The sequence below is a fragment of the Gallibacter sp. Marseille-QA0791 genome (assembly GCF_965119705.1).
Lineage (GTDB): Bacteria > Bacillota > Clostridia > Peptostreptococcales > Anaerovoracaceae > Lentihominibacter > Lentihominibacter excrementipullorum.
Map to the genome: position 1 here is coordinate 1,423,758 of NZ_CBCPMH010000001.1, position 20,899 is coordinate 1,444,656.

General features: G+C 49.6%; 14 protein-coding genes. All 14 read right to left on the reverse strand.

The window, feature by feature from the left end; genetic code table 11:
- Positions 1-47: 47 nt before the first annotated feature.
- The 14 genes from ACQY69_RS06635 to ACQY69_RS06700 all read right to left on the reverse strand — a co-directional run bounded on the left by ACQY69_RS06635 (position 48) and on the right by ACQY69_RS06700 (position 20,817).
- Entirely contained in the window at positions 48-8,129 is an 8,082-nt protein-coding gene (locus tag ACQY69_RS06635) for a peptidoglycan DD-metalloendopeptidase family protein (RefSeq protein WP_428259609.1), read from the reverse strand.
- A gap of 9 nt (positions 8,130-8,138) precedes the next feature.
- Positions 8,139-8,936, reverse strand: a complete 798-nt coding sequence (locus ACQY69_RS06640) for a hypothetical protein (protein WP_428259611.1) — start codon at positions 8,934-8,936, stop codon at positions 8,139-8,141.
- A gap of 66 nt (positions 8,937-9,002) precedes the next feature.
- Positions 9,003-9,407, reverse strand: coding sequence for a hypothetical protein (locus ACQY69_RS06645; RefSeq protein ID WP_428259612.1), 405 nt, complete (start codon positions 9,405-9,407; stop codon positions 9,003-9,005).
- Positions 9,386-9,877, reverse strand: a complete 492-nt coding sequence (locus ACQY69_RS06650) for a hypothetical protein (RefSeq protein WP_428259614.1) — start codon at positions 9,875-9,877, stop codon at positions 9,386-9,388. The genes ACQY69_RS06645 and ACQY69_RS06650 overlap by 22 nt, the downstream gene beginning before the upstream one ends.
- 40 nt (positions 9,878-9,917) lie before the next feature.
- Positions 9,918-10,328, reverse strand: a complete 411-nt coding sequence (locus ACQY69_RS06655; protein WP_428261029.1) for a phage baseplate protein — start codon at positions 10,326-10,328, stop codon at positions 9,918-9,920.
- Positions 10,316-11,686, reverse strand: coding sequence for a DUF859 family phage minor structural protein (locus tag ACQY69_RS06660; protein WP_428259616.1), 1,371 nt, complete (start codon positions 11,684-11,686; stop codon positions 10,316-10,318). The genes ACQY69_RS06655 and ACQY69_RS06660 overlap by 13 nt, the downstream gene beginning before the upstream one ends.
- Before the next feature lie 3 nt (positions 11,687-11,689).
- On the reverse strand, positions 11,690-13,690 hold the full coding sequence (locus ACQY69_RS06665; protein ID WP_428259618.1) for a hypothetical protein: 2,001 nt from the start codon (positions 13,688-13,690) through the stop codon (positions 11,690-11,692).
- A complete protein-coding gene (locus ACQY69_RS06670; RefSeq protein ID WP_428259619.1) occupies positions 13,690-15,288 on the reverse strand; it encodes a hypothetical protein in 1,599 nt (532 codons plus the stop codon). The genes ACQY69_RS06665 and ACQY69_RS06670 overlap by 1 nt, the downstream gene beginning before the upstream one ends.
- A gap of 4 nt (positions 15,289-15,292) precedes the next feature.
- On the reverse strand, positions 15,293-15,661 hold the full coding sequence (locus ACQY69_RS06675) for a hypothetical protein (protein ID WP_428259621.1): 369 nt from the start codon (positions 15,659-15,661) through the stop codon (positions 15,293-15,295).
- A gap of 60 nt (positions 15,662-15,721) precedes the next feature.
- Complete coding sequence (locus tag ACQY69_RS06680; RefSeq protein ID WP_428259623.1) at positions 15,722-17,284, reverse strand: hypothetical protein; 1,563 nt, start codon at positions 17,282-17,284, stop codon at positions 15,722-15,724.
- Between the two features lie 12 nt (positions 17,285-17,296).
- On the reverse strand, positions 17,297-18,355 hold the full coding sequence (locus tag ACQY69_RS06685; RefSeq protein ID WP_428259625.1) for a hypothetical protein: 1,059 nt from the start codon (positions 18,353-18,355) through the stop codon (positions 17,297-17,299).
- Positions 18,356-18,430: 75 nt separating this feature from the next.
- Positions 18,431-18,820 (reverse strand): hypothetical protein, encoded by a 390-nt coding sequence (locus tag ACQY69_RS06690; RefSeq protein ID WP_428259627.1) that lies wholly within the window; start codon positions 18,818-18,820, stop codon positions 18,431-18,433.
- A gap of 14 nt (positions 18,821-18,834) precedes the next feature.
- Positions 18,835-19,854: a N4-gp56 family major capsid protein gene (locus ACQY69_RS06695; protein WP_428259629.1), complete on the reverse strand. Its 1,020-nt coding sequence runs from the start codon at positions 19,852-19,854 to the stop codon at positions 18,835-18,837.
- A gap of 36 nt (positions 19,855-19,890) precedes the next feature.
- The gene (locus ACQY69_RS06700; protein ID WP_428259631.1) at positions 19,891-20,817 is read right to left on the reverse strand and encodes a hypothetical protein; all 927 of its coding nucleotides are present in this window, start codon (positions 20,815-20,817) and stop codon (positions 19,891-19,893) included.
- Positions 20,818-20,899: the final 82 nt, after the last annotated feature.

Sequence of the window (20,899 nt, forward strand, 5' to 3'; positions counted from 1 at the left end):
ATGCCACCTCAGTTATATAATACAACGTTGTTATGCCTTCGTCTCCCCTACCTGAAATATATCATCGGGTCGACGTACGTTCCGCTCTCACGAACCCTAAAATCAAGGTGTGGGCCGGTTGATACACCTGTGCTTCCAACAGCGGCAATAATTTGCCCTTTTGATACCGCATCACCTTTTTGCACGTAATAACAATTAAGGTGGTTATATTCTGTATATCTGCCATTGCCATGGTCAATCGTAACGGAGTATCCCTTTCCGCCATTCCAGCCAGCCCTTGACACCTTTCCTCCATCAGCAGCAGCAACGTCTGAGCCAAGCGGCGCGCCAATATCTATACCTTCGTGGTAAGATGATGCCCCCGCTGTTGGCGAATTGCGATATCCAAATGCGGACGTAATGGTGCCATCTGTAGGGTATGCAAGTTCTCCCGTGCTATAATCTGCGCCCTTTATGGCTTTGGTTCGGTTCACAAACAGCGTATAAGCATCTTGGTACGTTATGCCCGCTTCCAGAAGGTGCGATAAGGCGGTTACCGCAGCCTCTTCATCATCCATGCAGAGTGAAACCTGAAATTCTTTCGCTGTATCGGATTTCGTGATAATATCCATGCTTATTTCCGCGTCAGTCATTCCTTGTTGCATAAGATAATTTCTGTATTCCCAAACCTTGTCTGTATCTCCGCCCTCTCCAATATTTTTCTTCAAGGCTGTCTTGACTCTTGATGTTACTCTCTCATCAAACGTTTTTGTGTCTCCGCCGAGGTCATCGAGCAAGCGGCGCATTTCTGCAAGTTTATCCATATCACCATCCTCTATATATGTGGTGTATCCACGCGTGGCCTCGCTCCATATTTTTTCTTTCTTTTCTTTTCCAGAAAGACCTTCTGTTTTCTCTCGGATGCTTGCAAGCTTGTCTTCGTATTCGGCTGCTTCTTTTTCTTCTTTCGTCAGGTTAAACCCGAAATGATTCAACACCTCATCGAAGCCGCTTCCATCTTTTATGCGCATCTTTCCAAATATCGAATCAAAGAAGCTGCTTTTTTCTTTTTTCACACTATCTTCGCCGCCTTCTTCTGCAGCAAAAGCATTAATACCCAGCGCCTTGAAAATGGAGTCTACTTCCCTCAGCACGTTTTTAACAGGAAGACCAGTCACATATCCAAGGCCCTCAGCAAACGTCTTGATGGACTCTGCATCTCTGTTTTTCGCAAGATTCATAGCGCCCTGCACAAGCTTTTCCCAGCCCTCCATGGCCATGTTCTGAGTTCCCCATCCATCGGTATATCCCCATATATCCTTTACCATTGGTATCATATTCAAAGGATTCACATTTCCCCAGAAATTTGCAAGGAAATTCGCCCACCAGCTATCGTCATCATCGTCGCCCGGAGCCTTATCCCGTAGGGCATCTGCGATAGCCGCAGCGGCAGAAACAGCGGCAGCATTCAATACGAAAACAGATGTTGCTCTGTTGAGCTTTCCGATAGCCGCCGTTTTATTCCCTTCGTGCCATAACTCTACCGCACGAGCATACTCTGTGCGCATCATATTGTATGTCCTCGTAGGTTCAGACATGAACGATGTGAGCATTTTGCTCATCACATCGGTGTTTCGCATCGCCTGTGAACGATGAAATACAGAGTCAACTACCTGCGTCTTGTCGAAAATCTCCGATGCACGCTCATTACATATATGATAAAACTCCTCTGAATCCACCTTTACGTCTGCATGCTTCGCCTTCGTTTCCTCGCGAACAGCCGCCCATATAGAGGACCAGGTCACGTTATCTAGTGCGCCATATATCTCCATGGTTACAGCGTCGATTTTCGACCACTCGTTATTCATCATGATATCGTCGATATCCCTTGCCATGTCTACCTGATTAAATCCCCATGCCTTCCATTTTGCAATCTGGCAATGCTCCTGCATGTCTTTCATGTTCTTCACCGGATTAATATGTGCGTTCACAAAATATCTTGGGCTGATAAGCGTAAACGCCCTCATAACAGCTGTCGGCTGCTGAACGGCAACGCGCAGATTCCCGCCTATCGCAGCTTTCTTGTAGTTTGCAAGCGACTTACTTACAAATCTTGTGAGTCCTTCCGATCTTGTCTGCACCTGACTATTAAGATCACTCATAAAATTATTGATGTAATTTATCGCCTTCTTGCCATAAGCAGACTCTAGGGATTCACTGACAGAAGCCACGGCTTTCCCTTCTTCATTTCTTTTTTTGTAATTATATACCCTCATGAAGTCAGACATTGGGGCAGCAAACGCATTATAAAGACTCATCTTGTTTATATGGTCTGATACAACAGAAAATATATCATCAACTGCTATCGCATTCCCCGGATTAGCAATGGTGCCTTTCGTAAATCCGAAATTCTTTATCCTTTCTACCGCTTGTCTGCCCTCGAAATCGCGATCAAGGTAAGTGTCGATAGATTTAATCGGAAAATAATTTTTCTCTGTAAACTTTTTATATCCGAACATCTTTATGGACACTTCATTACCCCACGCAGCACATTCGTTGTTTAGATAGTCCTGCATCCTGTCGGCCATCTCTCGCTGCTCCGGCGTAAGGGTATTTATTATTCTCGTCACATCTTCTGGCGATACCATAACCTTGGGACCGCCTCCATCAATTTTTGCACCCAATGCCTTTTTGATTTTAGAGGACACGTCAATTTTAGTGCTGGCGATACCATCGCCATATATATGGCCGAGCGCCTGTTCGCGCTTTGATAAACAGTACAGCGACATGATCTGCGCAGGGCTCAGGCTTATCTTGCCACCTTGCACATCGAACGTCTGCACCTGTGAATCATCTCTCCAATGCTCCAGCTCACTTCCCGGCTTTGACCTTTTTCGGATGGCGGTCTTATTTCTATATGGTTTAAACAATTCATCGAAGAAGTCTCTCGTACGGGAGATGTTATCAATGTGCTTATCCATACCTCGACGCATCGACATGAATGTTTTCTCGAGGCCGCCTCCCAACCTTTCAAAGAAATCTCTCGGAGTTACCATAGATTCATTTAATAGTCTGTCGGCACTGCCCAGCACCCCAGACCTATCATGGTATTTATCATCTTTCAGTTTTTCCTGCCTTGCTCTGGCTTTGCCTATGGACTCGTCTCCAAGCTGCGAAATTTCCTCTTTTATACTCTCGTCAAAAGCTTTGTTGTAGTTCCTGATGTTTGCCACGATATACTTCATCAGGATGTCAAGCTCGTGCAGCTGTTCTGTGCTGGACTCATCAATAGCCCTGCCGTCCATATGCTGAGCCATGGAGTCTATGACCTCAAATATGTATCCGTCGTATTCAAACTCACCGCTTCCATCCTCCTTCGCGATTTCAGCAAGACGGCTTCGCAACTCGTCCATCTCAACCCATCTTCTGGCCCTCTCACCGCGCTTTGCTTCGAGGTTTTTCGACCTTGTGGTCTGCATATCCATCTGCGACAATAAATCTGCGAGGGCAGACTTCATGCCCTCCGGCACATGCTTATCATCCGTCGGCTTTGCGATTCTGTCTTGCAGCCATCTCCTGTTCTGCTCGATGCTTGCCATTGCCTCACGACGTGCCTGTGTGTCTCTGCGCTTTTCATCTCTTGCGCGCGCCTTATCCCTTTCAGCCTGCACCCTTTTATCGGCGCGCTCTTTCGCGTGCTTCACTTGTTCTGCCCGCTTCTCGCGCTCTGCCTGCACAAGTCTTTCAGCGCGTTCGCGCTCATTTCTGCGCACATCTCTAATAGCCTCCTGCTGACGCGCCTTTACAAGTCTGAGCTTCTCATCGTATTTATCAACGGTCGACCTGTACGGCTTACCACGACCGGCAATATCGAGAAGGTCTTGCGCCGTCTGTTTCACAAGCTGCTGCGTCTCTTCTGCCGACAGCATAATGTCGTATGGCTCAAGCGACTCTCTGACCTCGGCGATTTCAGTAAGCTGGTCTGCCGGATGCGTGAGCTCTGCATCGAAAAGCTCAGGATACTGCTCAACGAGCTCCTGATATACCGTATCAACCGGCATACCATTCTGCTTTACGATCCTGATCCTTCCCGCCTGCTGCTTCTTGAAGTTCTTGAAGTCAGGTATGTTGGCTGCATCTTCTTCTGAGATGACTATCCTCGTGTTTTTCAGATAGTTTCTAAGCTCCTTGTACTCATGAAACATTTCATCGTTCACAAGCTCAAGCCTTCCCACGATGTCTTCTGCGGCCAGCTCTGCTGTTGTTATGGCCTCATATACATCGCCGTTTTTCATGGCAGTGTAAATCTGGCTGGCCGCATGAACGCCGTCGCGCACCAGCTCGTGATTTGTCTTTCTTCTCCCGCCGTTTACCGTGTAGCTTTCGCTATAGGTCATGAGTGTTGAGATAAGGTTGTTCATTTCTTCGCGGACGGATTTCTCGTCAAGGACCTTGCTTTTTGTGAGATGCTTATCCCGCCTGAGCTTTTCCACCTGAGCGAGAAGTTCCCCGTATGTCTGCTGCCTTACAGCCCTCTGTTTTTTCTCATAGTCACGAACCGGCGGCACGTCGACAAACTCCGTCTCATGCTCGTTGGCGTAGTCGATCACGTCGGATTCGTCAGGGAAGGAAAATCTTCCTTCGTCAGAAATCACATCTTTTTCACTTAAATTGTTGATATTATTGAGCTGTTGGAGTATAGTATAAGGAGAAACAGGCTTGCCAATACGTTCAGAGTCCTTTTGGATTCCCGTATCTTTAGTGGCAAGGCTGTTTTTTTCTACCCAAATGACATCGTGTAAATAATAATTTTGCACATTTTTAGGTAGGTTTCTATTAACAACTACGCCCATATAATACTCTTCATCACCTATCATGATGGGCGCTGCAATCATCACCCTATCATTTTCGTTTCCGGAGTAATTCTCAGTAACATTTATTATCTTACCGTTTGATATAACCTCTCGCAATCCTTTGAAGCCGTCTATCTTTGAGCCATAGAGCTTGTGCTGAACTCCAGATTTTATCCCACGCTTGCCGACCTTCACCTCGCCAAGAGTAGAATTATTTACGTAAAACTCCTTCCCTCCATAATAATCCATTACGGCCTGCGAAAGCGGACGGCCTTCTTGCTTTTCAAACCCAGAGCCATCGAGCGTGACCACAGGAGACATGTCTGTTACCGTTTTCATATTTTGGAGAATCTCGCTTCTCGTTATATCAAATGGCTGCACCCTCTGCCTTGCCTGCTGTCTTGCTTCTGTGCCCACGGAGCCTACTGCCGCCCTGTTCTCCGCAGCCCTCATAAGGCCGTCAGTCCACATCTTCTCAAATTCCTTCAAGATATCCAGTTCCGAAAGAAGTGCTTCGTTCTGCGCCGGGGCAAACCTATCCCCGCCAGCAATCATCAGACGCAGCTTTTTCAGCACCTCCTTGATAGCGCCCAGAAGGGCCTGAGCGATGTTTCTGTGGGTTTTACTTACCTCGTCGATAAATTCCTCGTCTTGAATCATTTCGTATGTAGAATCGGCGATAATCTCGTCAAGTGCCTGCTCCCTCGTAAGCTTCGCATCGTGCTGAGCGTACTGAGCTATCTTCGTATCTATGGCGTCATCAATGCCGCCCTGCTGCGCCCATCTGGTTCGCACAAATTCCTTGAGCTGATTATATTCCTCCGGTGCATAATTCTGCATGTGATGAGTTATCTCATGTGCAAATACGTACTCTAAAGCCCTGTCTGAGCTCATAGACAGGTAGATAACTCCATCATGGTATTCTCCATTGGCCCCACTCTCAAGGCTGTCCACAACGTGGATATCAATGCCGAACGTTCTCGCAAGCATTCTATACATACTCTGCTGGCTGGCTGCAAACCTCGACCGATTCTCCTTAGAGATATCAGAATACAGCCTGCCGCCAGACCTGCGCTGCGAGCGAGCCCGTCTTGCAGTTTCGCCTATCCTCATCTGTAGGCCTCTTGCCGTGTCTGCAGCAAGGAAAGCATCCTGCTGGCCCGCTTGCCATGCCGCTTGCCTTATATCAGCAGAGACATTCCCATGGGCAGGATTAGCCGCGCTTATCACATCAGCATATGCAATACCATTTCGACCCGCCCTGTAAAAATCGTCGAACGTCTCAAGTGATTCTGCCACCTGTGCGGCATTGCCCACATTCACATCAGAAAACGCCTGTGCAAACGCCTCTTGCCCCGCAGCCTCGTAATACTGCGACATGTCCTGCGCCACAAGTCCCTTTACTGCATCAACGGTTTTTTCCGTTTCAAGGCGTGCGGAATTAACGCGGTTCTTTCCGATTTCCTCGAAAAGCATTTCCCGCGTTTCCTGATTCGTCTCCGGCAACGTCTTTCCGGTTACCGCCTCATAGACTGTCCTCGCCTCCGGGTTTCCGACGGTGAACAGGTTCACTTCGTCGATACCGCCTATTCCGGTCTGGATGGCGGCCACGGCGCTGCTTATCTGTTCTGTACTCATCTCGGGAAGCTGCAAGTCAGTCTCCGCCACAAGCTGGTTTACTGCGGCGGTCGCCACTTCTTTCTGCTCGTTGAACGCCTGCACCGTGTTTCTGCCGACAACGGTTTCCCCTGTTTCTTCATTTACTTGAATCGGGGAAATGAGGTTTTCCCTCTGCATAATAGCGTCCGCCGATCGGGCGGCGAGATTGCCTCTTTCAAGGTCTTTTATCTCCTGGTTGTACACAGCCCTGTAAAGCTCGTTCGCCTGTCCTGCGGCGATGCCGTCTCCACGGTTTATCATCTCATTTAACGCAGCTCCTTTGGCCGCTTCAGCCGCATCATCAACTTGGGCAGCGGCTTTTGCCAGTGTCTTCACGCCATCGTCGCCGAACACGTTTTGAACTCTGCGCCCCTGTCCATACTCCACGATCTGTCCGCCCCCGCCAAGGATCCCTCCCATAGCGGCTCCCACGGAGCCTGCATAAAGAACATCCCCTGCCGACGTGCTGTGCGGCTTTCCGATGGCGTTTGCATATATCGTGTTGGCGATAACCGGGTCGAGGCCTTCCGATACCATTTCCTCAAGGCCTTCTGTAATTGCCGCAGTAAGAGTCTTTCCGCCATGATATGCAGCGTTTTTCCCAGCCTGCGTTGAGGCCTTGCTCACCACTTTATTCAGAAGGGTTTCTGTTACATCGTCGGCCACACCTTTTCCAAAAAGGGATTTCAGGGGCTTCGCCACAGAGAACATTTTTTCTGTGGCCGCCTCAAGGCCTCCTATGGCTCTTCCGTAATTGCGCGCCTGTTCTTCACTTGCGCCCTCATCAAGCGCACTCTGTTTTGCGGACCCGTACGAGCGGGCATACATCGCCCCCATTGTCCCTCGCCCACGAGTAAGGAGAGCATCTAGCCCCATTTCTGTCGCCGCCGTTCCGAGGTCTATCCCCCACTGGGCAGCCTTGCTCCTCCCTTCTTTGGCCTTATCTATATTCTTTTGTCCAGACTTTTGGAGTTTCCCGCCAGTCTTTTCGAGTTTCTTCTCCAAGTTTTTAGTGGAAAGTTTTTTGTCCGCCCGTCCGACAGTATTGTCATAGAGGGCTTTGGCTGCGGAAGTTCCTGTTTTGAGCGCTGGCATCGACCTTGACAGGTAGTTTGTAACGTCTTCTACCGTATCGGCCGCACCAGAAATAAGGCTCCCACCATATCTTTTTGCCACGCCCTCAGATATGCCACCGAGGCCTTTATCATATCTTGCCTTGTTCTTCTTCAACGTCTGCTTCTGCTTCTTCGTAAGCGTATTGTCGTTCTGTCGGTACTGAGCTTTCGCCGCCGCAGATTTATTATTTCTTCCTTGGGAAATAGTGCGATTTTGATATCGCTCCATTACAGCCTTTGTGGTTGTCTGCTTGCGCTCTTTCTTCTTATCCTCTTGCCTTCTATTAGATTGTACCCGGGAATTTCGTACATAATTTCCGCTTGAGCTGCCCGAGCCAGCATACCGACTCCCGGTGCTTTGCCCCGTTCTTCTTATCGCGTTCGCTCCCCTGCTTACAGAAGCAGAAGCGGCAGCACTTCTCGCCGCTCTCTCGACGCTCTGTGCCGCCTTTTTAAGATTGTCTGATGTATTATTCTTGTTGAGAGCTTTCCTCAACCTGCTCACATTTCTCTTTCCCGCCATTGCAAACTCCTATTTGAATTTCTTCTTAGTTTTCTTAGCTGTCTTGTTCACTGCGCTCGTTCCCTGCTGAACCAGCGAACTTATATACAAGTCGTTAAAACCACCGGAATAGCCGCTCGTTCCGCTGCTGCCCGAGCTTGTTTTGGAGCCTACATAGCCGCTTCCGCGGCTGCTTCCGCCCCCGGAAGAGCTCCCGCTACCGGAGGCCGCTGATTTTTTTTGCAGTGCAAACTCCTGCGCCCATTGGCTGTCAGTAACCTTATCTCTGCCGACCTGATAGTTGTAATCTCTGTCCGATTCATAAACACCACGATCATATGTTTTCTGCCACTGACTGTCTGCGATGTCATCTCTGTACTGCTGGTACTCCTGTCCGTATTTCCACTGATTGTCGGCCACGGCATCACGGTAGCGTCCATATGCCGAATCGTCCGCGTCCCTAAGGGCAGACAGGGCCGTCACGTTCATGTTGTAGTCATTCAGATACCTGTTGTATGCCGCCTCCTGCAAAGCTGGTATCTGCGATGCCAGCATCTGATTGTAATCGTTCCTCGCCTGCTGGCTGGCTGTCACAGCATAAGAAGATCCATACCCACCATTTAACGCTGCGGCATCCCCTAGCGTGTTCTGTGCCGCCTGATTACCCTGCTTGTTATACACCTTCGCAAGAGCTTGATAATTCGCGTCTTTCAAAGGGTCGTATGTAAAATCTTGTCTATTTGTAACGTTGCTGAGTGCCGAGTCTATCTGGTTTTGGTACTTACTCTCATAGGCCGGCGTCTCTGTTATTTTCGGTTTTTCTGCCATAGCAATGCTCCTTTCTCTATTACTGAGAAAAGAGTACAAAAAAGAGGCGATATTCTCGCCCCTATGTTATTTCCAGGTGCCTTTTACGCTGTGCCAGAACGTACCAGACCCACCGTTTTGATTGCTGAAATATACTACTTGAAAGCTTTCTATTGTAACATTTCTGGCAGACGCCCAAGAAACTCCTGTTCCCCAATAGCAATCAGCGTGAGCATCCGTTATTGTTTTAAACAGCCCGGATGGCAGAGCGTTGCTATAGATTCTATAATACCAACCATTGACTGTGCCAGTTGTCCCAAGATTTGAAGAAGATGTCTTTTTCCACGCTATACAATCTCCACTGGCCCATTTCTTATACGTCCAACCATTAGAAACCCCTCGTTCTACAACATAATCATCTATGACATTAATAGTCGCCGATAATGCCTGTATCTTTGTAAACGCCTTCTTCAACAAGGTGAATATCCGCATGGAATCCACCTCCTCTTAATCAGTATGTTATGTATTACCCCCCCCCTGATAATATTCTGGAGGGCTGTCGGGATAACCGGATCTATGCCGATTATCTCAGTTATAGTCGTCTGGCTGATAGCCCCATGACTGCCGCTCGGGCTATGCACTACCCAGTTGCAATTATTTATCGTCAATGAATCACCCGAAATAGAAGCGAATAAAAGACCTGTCACCAGAGTATCACTGCTTCCTTGCTTGTCTCCGTATATTCCCCTCACTCTTCCTGCCGATGTATTCACTAGAAAATCGCCGTATACAGCCTTTATTCGTATAAGACTATATTTCGACAAATTCGGCACGGTAATGGTCTTTCCTTTGCCCGCAGAGCCAGTCCATAAAACCTTATCCTTTAATCGGAAATATTCCAGTATAGCCTGTATAGTCTCCCCGGTCTGCTGGAACAATTCCTTCATTCTTCTTTCGTCCACATTTCCTCCTTTCCCAGCCCCTCCGAGAAAGGAGCTGTTTTCATGCTGTGCGTTTCCAGTAGTACACCGTGGTATATGGTTGCAGATTGTTGTGGGCAGTGCTGCCGCCCTCATTTTTTATTTCTGTAGAAGAAATAGCAAAGGCGCCCTGTGAGCCACCCGCAGCCGTTCTTCCACTTGTAAATGAAGTGATCGCATAAGCTGTACTTGCTATGTGTTTGTGACTCGGCATTTCCGCCGTCGTCAATTTATGCGTCTTTTCCCCGCCGGTCTTGCCCGCCGTGCTGAACGCCGTATCCGATTCGTTTACGCCCACAAGCGTCTGACCTTTTGCAAACCGTTCCCACGTATGTGTCTTAAATATGTTGTTTGGGTTATAATCCGGATTCACCGACGCCAATACTGCGCCCACCGGATATATCCAATCTATTAACCTAACTACCCCCCCAATAGGGACAGGAGTTCATCATATTCAGCGTCCGTTATGGTGTAGTCGATGTCGCCAACCCAGAAGCCTTCTTCGGTTGCTTCTTTAAATAGCGTCACGCCGCCGCCCCCGGCCAGACGCGATATGACCGGCACGCCGGTAGTGCCGTGCTCCGTCGCGGTAGATAGCTTGTCCGTCAGCTTGGCCTCGAAATCGTAGGTGGTAGTTCTGCTGTCAAGACTGAACGTTTTCGACACCGAGAATGTCCAGCTCGCTGCCGGTATGGTTACCGTAGTAGTGCCGCCGTAGGCCGATGCCGTGGACTTCTTGTAGCCAATGGTAAGCGTCTTCGTATTTTTGTTGGCGCTCCCGACGGCCACAGGAGATACAACGCCGTCTACAGTCACTATCGTGGACGTCCCGGACGATACACAGGAAATGTTCGTTATCATCGGACTGGAATACCCGTAAACCGTTATATTCTTCGTCGTGGTCTTAGTCCTGCCCCTGCTGTCTGTAACTGTAACGGACATAGTCAACGTGCCCGCCTTGGAAATAGCCGCCGTCTGGAAACTTGCCCCGTCATATGTAATGCCGTCGAAGGTCGTCTTGACGGACGATATCGTGCTTCCGTATATGCCGGCCGCTGTGATCTTTACATTCAATTTCGACAGCGATGATACATATACCCCGCTTCCGAAGGCCGCCTGCACTGCTGTAACAGCCTCTGCCACCGTAACGCTGGATATGGACGGCACTACAGTCGACGGCACTGTTACGGTCAGGTTCACGGATTTTGTACCGATAGTCGTGCTCCCGGATTTCGTCGTTACTGTGACTGTCGCCGTTGCCGATGTCCCGGCGATAGCATTTATCCAGGTTACCGGGATGGTGAATGCCGTTCCCGATGTTACGGTTTTGCTATAGCTGCCCAGTTTTACCGTTATGGTGTCTGTGAAGCTACTGGATTTCTTCGTCGCCGTGGCTATGACCGTCGTAGTTCCGTCCGCCGGTACGCTGGTTTTATTCAGCGATAAATCTGATACTCTCGGTATCGTTGTCAACGTCTTAGATGCCGATGTGGACAGCGTGCCGATAGATACTCCCGTGGTGTAACTAGCCGAACAGCTTACTGTCTTTGCGCCATTGCTGTTATGAGTAACCGTCTTAGACTTCGTTGCCAGAAGCTGCGCAGACGTAGACTTTGTAAACGACGCGCTAAATGAATACGACGTCCCATCGATAACGATCGTGCCAGGCTTGCTATTGTAGTTGTACGATACCCCGTTTCCGTAATAGTATAGCTTTGCTGTTACGACGGACGTGTTATTTGCAATACTTACGGACGATTCAGATATAACCAGTGATAGTCGTGCTGCCATATATTAACCCCCAATCCACACATCATTCAAATTACCCCCTGCTCCCGGACGTATCGCCCAGTTGCTACCAAATTTCAATTGGTTATTCGTAGTGATGTTTTCGGTCGTTAATCCATCGTTTCCGTAGCTCGCTATTACGGTATCTCCGGACAGAAAATCCAACGATGTTTTGGTGAATCTGCCCACCATACCGGATTCGCTGTCTCCGATCGTGATAGTCGCTCCCAGCGTTGCATCCTCTGTGATGTGAACATACCTATTACGACGCTCAATTTCTTCAGTAGCATCATCGACCATCTGCTTTATAGTGTCGAAGTCAAATGATACCTTACCGTTCTCGATCAACACACTGGTGATTTGCTCGATGTCCGATCGCAGACTTTCCATATCTGCCTGCTGTTTTTCTATAGTAGATACGCTTGCACGGATATCCTCTGCGGTCATGTCCAGGTTCGTTATAGATTCACGAATCTCCACCAGTTCTTCCTCGGATATATGCTCGATGTCGCCTTTTACCGTATTGATGTCGGCATCTATATCTTCCGGCGCCGGTGTCCAGTCGGTGGCCTTGTTGCCTACTTCCCACTTCGGCCGCCAATAGGTTACGTCAAATGCTTCGCCTTCATTATCCACGTAGATTTGCATCTGCATAATCGTATTGACTACTGTAGGCGTAAAAGTAAATTGAACTCTCCCAGATTGCCCAGGTGGCACTTCGATAAAATTTGTTCCGGTATATGTTCTCCCAACACCTATGGTGTTCGTTCCATTATTCTTTATATGTATAGAACCTACATACTCTTTATCGATCTCTGGAAAATAAAGAGTAGGACTCATCAGTGCCGCAAGTTTACTTGTTCCACGGGTTCCGTATATACGTTTAGCAGTGGTCGCCTTCCACTCATCTACAGTAATGTCGCTTTCTTTTGTTACTGCACTCCCAGAATATGCGTTAAATTCAAGTTCTTCAGAGCTTAAGAGATAATTCCTACCACCAACTTTGATACTCTCCACCTTCTGCACAGTCGCGCTGATCTGCGTTGCCATCTGCGTTATATTGGATTCTGCAGCAGTAACACGATCCGCCAAACTATTCGCCGCACTCTGCGCCGCTGCCGCTGCGTCCCCTGCTTCCGTGGCCGCCTTCTGAGCTTCCTCAACGGCTTCTTTTGCCGCCGCAAGCTGTTCATCGGTCACATCCGCCTGCTGTTTCAGCTGCGTGTATTTATTCTGGGCATCTGTAGCGTTCTGCTGGGCCTGGGCTGCCGCTGCTGCTGCGTCCGCTGCGTCCTGTAGTGCCTGCGATGCGTCTATATCTATCTGCTGGACTGCCGACGCCGTAGACGATATCTGCGCCGCGTTCTGCTGTATCTGAGTGCCGAGGCTGGTACTTATCTCGGTTAATTCCCCTTTAGTGGCATAACTCGCCTCCATGGTGCTTTCCAGCGTTTCAAGTTCCTGCACAAGGGTCGCTATCTGCTGGTTTGCAGTCGCGATTTCTCCCGATACCTGGCCTACCTGCTCGTTTGCACTCTCCGCCGCCGATTGTGCCTGCTGCGCAAGCTCTTTTGACTCATTGGCCAGCTGGGTTATTTCCTCCACAGTCTGCTCTATGGTGGATACGGTAGTCTCGATATCACCCAGGATATCCCCGGCCTCGTATGCCGCCTCATAGGCCCTGTTTAACGCATCCGCAAGCCCCGGAGTCGTATATCTTATGTTCCCGTCCGTATAGTGAACCTCATTACGCGTCCAGAAATAATGGTTAGGCTTCCACTCAGGTCTCCCCTCCACATATACCCATGTTCCAATCGGGGAAATCTTGGAGGTTGAAAGCAGCCACTGTTCTATAATTTCTTCGATTCCGACACCCGGCGCTCCCGGTCTGCCTTCGGCATTCTGTTCAACATCTTCGAGAGCTCGCTGTACCGAATCTTTCAGGGTGCTCACTTTCTGATCTACGGTGGCATTCGGACTTTGGTCATACTCGAGTATCATCCCCATTACCTGACACCCCCGTTTATAGTCCCTTGCCTGTATTCCCTTACAAGGGACTCAATACGACACCTGCCCTTCCCCTCAAAGCGGACAGCAAACTTGTCGCATCTGCGCGGCACTATCGGGAGTACGATGGCTCTGTCATATTCTGCATTCAGATGTTCTATCCTCTCCCAGTCGCCGCCATCAACGCTTATCATCACCGTGAGCTCCGCAAGGTCGGCGAGCTTAAGGCGCATCTTAAGCCGTGAATAGACCTTCTTGTCCTCAATAAACTCATCGAACGGTCCCAACTCAGCCATCCACTCTATAGGTTCTTTTTCCTCTACCTCACCGGAAGGAATCATTTCGTATATCTTGTTGTCGTCGTCGTTTATGCAAAGGAGGCGCCCATCGTGGTAACAGAAATCTCTTGCCCTCATGTGGTCTTCTTTGTGCCACAGAAAACGTTCCATATCGTACACGAGAAGCCTTGGCTCCCCGCCCTCAAGCACGGAAACGACATACTTTATCCCGTCTGTCCCCGCGACAGCGTCCGTATATATGTCTGTTCCGAAGTTTTCGGATATCAGCATCGGAACGCCGCCAGAGTAAGCCATAATGCCCAGCCGCGACTTGTACAGCACAGTTTCGTTTATAATGGCCACGCTCTTACTGCTGCCTTTTTCCAGCGCGTGACACTGTGCTGTCTCTATCTGGTAGCTCGCTGGAGTGCTCCCGTATACCTTGTGGATATAGTCCTCCTTGAAGAACAGAAGGTGTTTGCTGTAGGCCGCACACCCCGTCCACTCGCCGTCGGTTCCCTGCTGCGCGTAGTAGGAATCCAGCGACGTATTCTGAAAATACGTCCAGTTTGTAGGGTCCCCCAGCTTGCAGGCATATATCGTGTTGTCCTTATTCGACACGCCCCACAGCCTGTTGTTCGATTCCATCACAAAGTCCAAATCAGGACAGCTCCTATCTACCGATATGCTCTCGACAGCTATCTCTTTTTCTGTCTCGCCCTCGCCTATGAGTGATATGAAGGTCTCCTCCGGAAACGTAATAGACGTATCCGTAATCGACTGGATCACAGCGGATATGTTCAGATCATCTGTTCCTTCTCCCTTTGCCTTCATCTGCACAGCATCGCCGATGAAAAATAGCGCAGAAAATCCCCCTGATGGGAATGTTATTGTCGATGTAGTAATCGTGACCGTGATATCCGTCAGGCTCTTTTCCGCAGCCATGTCACCGATATCCTCGATGACTACGTCGAAATACTTCTTCTCCGGGAAGAAACATATTTTTGAGTTTATCGGAACCATGTACGTCTCATCGGAGAGTTTAAGCGACGGATATATCACGCCATCATAGGAAAACTGCTTGTTGGATATTACAGCCAGCTTCTTATTCTTCGTTATCATAGCCGTCGGATATTCAAATCCCTCGTCGTAAACCGCACGGGGCTTACGCTGCGAAAGGCAAGGAAATTCGTCGGAGCTGAGGTTGTACATGTCCCTCATTTCCCCGTCGTCGATGACAGTCTTCCTGTTATACCCTTTAAATTCCAATATCCGCTCCTGACGCGGGTTAAATTTATAGACTGGTGCTACAAGTCTCATATCATCACCACCAGTTCTTTATCTTCGTCGGGAGCTCTTTGCGGATTCTGTCCTCTCTGACAGCCCACGCTTTAAACTCCGTGAAGTCCGCTTCAAATTGCGCCTGATTGGTGGCGTAGGATTCATATTCTTCGTTGGCGTAATCTATCTTCGCCTTGAGCCAGCTTATGTATAATGCACTGTATGGCTCCGGCGCGATAAGAACCGCATTGCCATCCTCTTTCCAGTCGTATTTCTTCCATTCATCCGCAGGAATCCCCAGGTACTCCTGCACAGATGCCTCCACCTCGTTGATAAATACCGTACAATGATCCATGCTGAACGAGTGGGGCTTCTCCTTTTTCACCTGTTCTATAGCTTCTGATAACCTCATTACTCGTCTCCTTTCCACCTTTGAGACGAGTATAAAAAAAATAGGGACGATATCTCGCCCCTAAGCTACATTGTTGATGGCCACCCGCAGCGCATCTACGTCGGCCGCCGTTATAACATCCCCGCGAGTCTTATTAGATACGCCCACCGCGCTGACCTGATTTATGGCGTTTTTCATGGTGTTGTAGATGCCAGCTGTTATGGCATCGCCCTGCTTTACCATTGGTATATCAACCACATTGCCCGCCTCACGATTTCGTGAGATGACATACTCACGCAGTCTGTTCCACTCATTCGCCGTTATTACCATCGGCTGGCCGGCTGTTTTCGGAGAATCCCAGACAAAGTTGTCGCGAACATACAGCGCATACTCATTGCTGTGGTTGGTGACGCTGGCCGCCACAGCTGCGTTTTCAGAGGATATCCTGAATGTCGTATCTATATTCCCGGCCTTTGCCGTTACCACATACGGAGATGCAAAACTTGTCAGCGTCGCAAGCGTTGTCCAGTCTGAATCGCCAGCCTTTTTCGCCTGCATTGTGTACGTGGTTCCGGCAATCTCCTTATCCACAATCCATGTTACCGTACAGTTACGCGTCCCCAGCCTCTGCGTTATATTCTCTATTCTCGCAGTCGGCACCAGCGACGTGTCTTTGGTCGTCGCCATTGTAGCGCTCAAGGTTTTCAGAATCGTGCTGCCGTTTTTTATGCGGATCATGACATCATATTTCACGTTGGATATCAGGCCCGTGAGACTAGCGCTTATCGACGTTCCCTGCGCTGTTTTCGTGGTAAAGAGCGCATAGTCTGCGTCTGCGGATTTCTTTATATAAAACTCTATAGTCCTTGTGTAATTCGGCAGATTGAACATATCACCCACGCTGACGGTAAGATATGTAGCCGCAGCAGAAAGAGAAAGCGTTCCGGTTTCCTGCGGCGTTGATACTACTACAGTCTTTGCGCACAGCGCTGTGCTTCCACTGTACACTACCGCCTTTGCAGTGTAGTCCGTATTAGGAAGCAATCCAGAAAGCGCACAGGTAAACGATGTCGCCGCCGAAGAGGCGCTTATGGATGTTGTCCCTATTTGCGTGCTGCCGTTGTACCACCTTATAGTCCTTGCGTATCCCACAGACTTTGGTATGCCAGACAGCGTCAGCGTCGCCTTCGTCTGGTCGATACTGCCGGCTGCAAGCTTAACATTGCTGTACGTTGCCGTTACGCTGCCAATGCCTATATTACCGACTTTCACCTGATCGAGCCTGGCTGACGTACCCCCGCCGGTTGTACGCAGCACCCTGAAATATACTCCCGTAAGTGATGCCGTTGCCGCAGCCGCAGAAACGGTTATCGTCGTACTCACAGAATGGTTTGCTGTTCCTCGCCATGTTACGCTCTCGCTTTTTATGGTAAACGTGTGCCATGCGCCACCCACATAAACGCCAGCCACAAGCCCATATCCTCTTCCTGTCCCCAGCCAGCTTTGCGAATACTGGAGCCTCGCTGTTACGGTAACCGAAAGCTTAACCGCAGTCGGCGTCCTGCTGGCCACAGATACGTCCAGTGTATAGTAGGCATACGGGCTGCCATAGGTGGATTTCTTACTCGATAGTAATCTCGCCATCGCACATCCCTCCTATGCAAATGTAGCCGTTGCTGTCGGCTCCCACGAATCGCCATCCCAGTATTTTATCGTTCCTCCGGCCGATGTGTCTATCCAGAGCAGATCCTTTCTTTCTGGTGCCGTTGCACCTGCCACATAGACACCATTGAGCGGTATGTTCCCGGAGCTTCCCCCTATGTACACCGTTCCCGTATCTGTGGAAAAGCCAAACTCACCTACTTCCAGCGTCGGTATATCATCGTCACTTCCTCTGCGAGCCTTGAGCAACTTCTTCGCATCTGCTCCGTCCGTATAGTTTCCGGCATCGAAGTTCTTTGTTGCCGTGGAAATGGAGTCGTCCACATAGTCTTCCGATGCAAGCCCTAGCTGCGATATGAGGTTTGCTATAATCTCCGCAGATGGATTCTGCGCCAGCTGTGCAAACTGCTGCGCCTGCTCCATATAGTCTTCCGTCTGCTCCACGTAAGATACTGCGTTATTGAGATATGCGGTTATCGCGTCCTCAAGCTCGTCCATTCTGTCCTCTCTTGCGAGCTCCGCCAGCTTTCTGAGCGTTTCTGCGTCTACCCTGTCCCGCTCCGCCGCAGCAATGGCAGAGTTACGAGCTATAAGTGTCCTGAGTGAGCTGTACTCTCCGGAAGACGTTATCTCGCTCGGGTCTGCGTCGCTTTGGAGCGTATCTCCCACATAGTAGTTTATGCGCGCCGTTGTAAGAATCTTGCCGCCCGATGTTATCATTATCTGCCCGAAATGTGTCCCGGTGAGTATCGTCGCCTGCCCCTGCAAGTTGAAAGATATACGCCCTTCCTTTGGGTCGACCACATGTATCGTATACGGGTTATTGTCCTCGTTCACCTCCGGATCGTCCGTTACGCAGGTCTGTATATGCGTGCCGTCCGGCTTTAAAATCTCTATGAATACTTCGGTGTATCCGGTAAAGTCGAAGGCTTCCACGCCGTCCATGAGCCGCGCATTAACGATGTTGGCTGTATCGTACTGCACGATACCGTCCACCACAGACACGTTGTTGGTGTTTATCGGCACCGATATGTTAAATTCCTTATAATTCATCCCTTTCCCCTCCAAAAAACGAAAAGAGCGGCTTCCGCCACTCCCTCCGCGATTGATTTTGTTATGTTAAGACTATTAATCTATCTCCGTTACCTGATTCTGCATTTCCTTCTGGAATTTTCGGAAGAATCTCGCCTGTGCTACCTGATTGTCGAGCACCTCTGCATACATTCTTGGTATCATCACCTGCTCGCCTCTCAAGATCTGCAAAGTTTTCCCGTTCACGGTCACATTTACCTCTTCCGGCTCTCCGTCTATTATTGGAAGCATATACGGAACCTTCTCATTGGAGCGTTCGATCTGAGCCTTAGTCTCGCCGGAAACCTTTGTTTTCCTGCTCTTTGGCTGGGAGGCGGCTACCTCTGCCACCATCTCTGCCTTGAGCTCTTCCCTAAGTTCCGCCTTTATCTGCTCGATGACCTCTGCTCCCAGAGCCTCAGTTACTGCCGTTTTATTCTCATCCATAGCGTTCTCCTTTCCTAGTTAGCTGCCGACGGAAGTGTCGCAGAGTGCTCTATTCTTACCATGTACTCATCTACGAGTATCTTGGCGGTCTTGAGCATCTTCCAGCCGATGGACGACCTCTGGTTGAGTGGGTCTCCTGTACCAGCGGAACCTTTCTGCTTTACGATATGTTCGATTCCTCTTCCGCCCAGCGTAGTAACGCCGTAGGCATTTGCACCCAGCACGAGCGTGCCGTATACGGACACCTTCGTTCCGTCTCCGACCTCCCATATCTTAGCCTCCGTACTCTCTACGAACCTTACGCCGTACATCTTGCCTATCTCGCCCTTAAATATCTGTTCAGAGCCTGCGTACTTGGATGCCTCTATCCACTCGTCATCATTCCACAGGTCGTAGAGTGAATCTGGATGTACGATAGCTACATAGTAACCGTTTATGGTCTCGGCATTCTTCGTCTTAAGGTCTCTTACAGCCTTCTTTATGTCAGCTACAGTAAGTACATCTGTAGCCGTTATGTTGGTTCTGGAAGTCTTTCCGCCCGCATATCTTACGTTCGTTCCCCCTGCAAGAACCTCTCTGGTTATAGCATCAGACGTTTCTCCGGCCTGTCTTCCCAGAATCTTCGTGGTCTCGACCAGCATATTGTCGATAGCCGTGAGTTCCAGAAGATCAGACGATACAACATATCCACCGTACTGAGCAAGCGTAGCGGTGATAGCCGTTACGTTTATGCTCTGGCCGTCTGGCGTAACACCTTCTGTCAGCGGCGTCATCTGCTTCGGCAGGGACGAGAATCTTCTAAATTCTATCGTCTTACCGCTTCTGGCCGGAATAGGCCTCTTCTGCCCAAACTGGTCATGCACCAGCTTAGCCTCTGCCGTCCTGATAAGAACCTTGTCATAGTAGGTTTTCATTTCCGGCGACAGATCCTTACCGGAGCCCGTCTGGGTGGTTGTGTTCGTATTCAGTTTAGGTCCTGTTGCTGCCGGCTGTTCAAACATGTGCGTGTGCAGCCTCTTTAAATAATCTCTCATTTCCCTTTCTCCCTTCTCGCATCGACAAGGGACAAGCTACAGCACGATCCTTTCCCCGTTCTGTACCCTTCGTTCTACCTCGTCGAAATCTTCATCTGTCCAATGCGATGGGTCTGCTTTGCGAACCACGGCCTGCTGCGTTCTTGCCGCGTTCTCGGACGGACGGGCCTGCCTTGTGTGGATGTTCTCCACAACTTTCTGCGTCGTAGCGCTCTTGACTTCGCCCATTGCACCCGATAAAATGTCGGACATGTGTGCGGTCATGAAGGCATCTCGTACGGAATATCCTGCATTTAGCTTTGCGAGGAAGTCCTCGTTGTTAAGCTCTCTTTGCAGGTCGAAAGCCGGGAACGTGTCTTTAAGCTCCCTCGCTTCGCTATCCCACCTGTCAAATGTCTTTTGCCGCTCTGCCTGTCTTCTCATTTCCTCCTGCAAGCTTCTGCCCTGCTCGGCCTCCATACGCAGTCTCAGGTTTTCCCTGTACTGCTGTGCGGTAAGCCCAGCTTCGTCAGCTCTGCTCGCATACAAACTGTCATCGCTTGCTATTGCTCTTTCGAGTCCCTGAACATCTCCGGGCCGGATGCCATAAATCGCATAAAGGGGAGCGACCGCCTTATCGTAGCTCGATATGGTCTCCTGATAATCTTCTGTGTTCTTGAACCTCTGCGACATGATGTTTTTCACATGCGCATCAAACTGGTCCTTGTACTGCCCATTGATAAGCTCGTTGAACTCTGCTTCCGGGTCTGTCGCTCCTTCCTGAGCGTCCTCTCCCGGTTCTCCTTCGTCAGTGCCGACCTGACCAGCATCGTCCCCTTCCGCCTCGGCCTTTCCATATACCACGGTAGGCTCTGCTGTGGACTCTGCTCCCCCGTCCTGCGGGGTACCGGCTGCTGCACCACCATCTCCGCCTTCTCCGTCGAACATGTGTGTGTGCAGTTTTTCCAAAATTTCTTTTCTCATATTTGTTCCTTTCCATGGTTTAAAGAGACACGGCTCTGTATTCTGTCGGCATTATATAAAAAAGGGGAAGAACATCTCTCCC